This window comes from Bradyrhizobium sp., from assembly GCF_016462955.1.
Classification (GTDB): Bacteria; Pseudomonadota; Alphaproteobacteria; order Rhizobiales; family Xanthobacteraceae; genus Bradyrhizobium.
This window is the reverse complement of sequence record NZ_JAEMSD010000330.1, coordinates 6,201-7,967: the sequence shown is the minus strand read 5'-3', so window position 1 is coordinate 7,967 and position 1,767 is coordinate 6,201. Positions and strand designations below refer to the sequence as shown.

Here is a 1,767-nt window from a genome sequence, read left to right as displayed (position 1 = left end):
ATCGAGGTGTGCGTGAACACCAGGAAGATGGACGACAGGGAGATGCCCATCAGCGCCGCGAATACCCAGAACAGGATCTGGGCGGTCGAGGGGGCCAGACGGTTGATGCCCGCCGAGATCGCGAACACCATTGCGAGCGGCGCGAGCATGAACAGCCACTTGAGGGGGCTGACGAACATCGCGTAGCCGAACGGCGTCAGGAACAGCTTGCCGACGCGAACGGCGTCCGGGGTCGCAACGTCGGTCACGGCGGCCATGTAGACGCCGAGCGCGGCCAGGCCGGTGATGGCGAGGCCGATGCTCATGTAGTTGTAGACGCGCAGCATATAGGCGCGCAGTCCGGCATCGACCGTCGCGGCGTCAACACGCCCGGCGGCCCTGCCGAAAGGAGAAGCGTAGTTACGGTCTAGGTCCGACATGGTCGAATTCCCGTTGGTTGGTCCGGTCCGGCACGAGGGTCGCCATGCCGCCGGTTCGTCAAATTCCATCTCGGATACCGATGCCAGCCGACTAAAAGTTTGGCGAACGATCGGACTCCGAACCCATCCGATATGTGGGAAACTAACACATCCGCTGCAACCTTCCACGCGCGGCTGAATGTCGCCCTCACCCTGCAATCCTGACGAGCGGACGTGGTTAACCGCAGGAATCGTGCGATTCTGCTCCGGCGCCCCCATCCGCTACATTTTGTCACAAATTTCGCAACACCGTTGCGGGCTTTTTGTTCAGCGCCAGCAGGGTGCCGGCGAGGCCGAGCCCGACCGTGACGACCAGCGCGGCAGCGACCACGCCGGCGGCGCTGCCGGCCTGCCAGACGAAAGTCAGCGTCATCAGCCGCGTCACGATCATCCAGGCAGCCAAGCTGCCGGCGATCACGCCGAACAGTGCGGTGGCTAGGCCGATCAGGAGGTATTCGAGCGCATAGGCGCCGAGCAGCCGCAGCCGCGTCGCGCCCAGGGTCTTCAGGATCACGGCATCGTAGACCCGGTGACGATGGCCGGCGGCGAGCGCCCCGCCGAGCACCAGGATCGCCGAGATCAGGGTCACCGCGCTGGCGCCGCGGATCGCCAGGGCCAGATTGGTCACCACTGAGCCGACCGTCTCCATCACCTCGCGCACCCGCACGCTGGTGACCATCGGATAGGCGTCGGCGACCTCCTTGATGATCTTGCCGTCGCCCGCCGCATTTCCGCCCGTTTCCGTGAGCGTCGCGATATGGGTGTGCGGCGCGCCCTTGAAGGCGTTCGGCGAGAACACCAGGACGAAATTGATACCGAGCCCCTGCCAGTCGATCGTGCGCAAATTGCTGATCTTGGCCGGGATGTCGCGGCCGAGCACGTTGACCACGATCTCGTCCCCGAGCTTGAGGCCGAGGCCGTCGGCGATCTTCTTCTCCATCGAAACCAGCGGCGGGCCGGAATAATCCGCGCTCCACCATTCGCCCTCGACCACCTTGGAGCCCTTCGGCAGTTCACTGGTGTAGGTCAGGCCGCGGTCGCTCTGCAGCACCCATTCGGAATCCGTGGTCGGCTTGAGCTCTTCGGCGCGAACGCCGCGCGCGGAAACGATGCGCCCACGCAGCATCGGCACGTCCTCGATCCTGGCGGCCGGCGCGATCCGGCGCAAATAGCCGTCGAACTGCTCGGCCTGCGCACTCGGAATGTCGATGAAGAAGAACGACGGCGCCTGGTCGGGCAGAGCCGCGAGGAACTGGCGGCGCAGATTGCCGTCGATCTGGGTGATGGTGACGAGCACGGCGAGCCCGAG

Annotated in this window: 2 protein-coding genes; both read right to left on the bottom strand. The window is 65.1% G+C overall.

From position 1 onward, the window contains the following. A partial coding sequence (locus tag JHD07_RS26990; protein ID WP_291627584.1) for a Bax inhibitor-1 family protein occupies nucleotides 1-419 on the bottom strand: 419 nt, incomplete at its 3' end. Between the two features lie 271 nt (nucleotides 420-690). After that, nucleotides 691-1,767 (bottom strand): FtsX-like permease family protein (locus JHD07_RS26985; RefSeq protein WP_291627582.1); only part of this gene is annotated, 1,077 nt, incomplete at its 5' end.